Annotated in this window: 1 protein-coding gene; it reads left to right on the top strand. The window is 71.0% G+C overall.

What is annotated here, in order from left to right; all coding sequences use genetic code 11:
• On the top strand, window positions 1-245 hold a 245-nt coding region (locus SB822_RS59810; RefSeq protein ID WP_410859474.1), incomplete at both ends, for a tRNA-dihydrouridine synthase.

The raw sequence follows: 245 nt of genomic DNA, 5'->3' as shown, positions 1-245 counted from the left end.
ATCTTCCGCGAGGTCGCCCACTACCTGGCCCACGGCGAACTGCTGCCGGCGCCGACGCTGGCCTTCGTCCGCGACACCCTGCTCGGCCACCTCGCCGACCTGCATGCCTTCTACGGCGAACCGCAGGGCGTGCGCATCGCCCGCAAGCACCTGGGGTGGTATGCAAAGGACCATCCGGACAACGCCGCGTTTCGCGCGGTGGTGAACCGCGCCGAGACCCCCGAGGCGCAGCTGGCCCTGACCCG

Origin of the sequence: Paraburkholderia sp. SIMBA_054, assembly GCF_046534875.1 — a bacterium.
Taxonomy (GTDB): domain Bacteria; phylum Pseudomonadota; class Gammaproteobacteria; order Burkholderiales; family Burkholderiaceae; genus Paraburkholderia; species Paraburkholderia hospita.
This window is presented reverse-complemented; position numbering and strand designations above follow the sequence as displayed.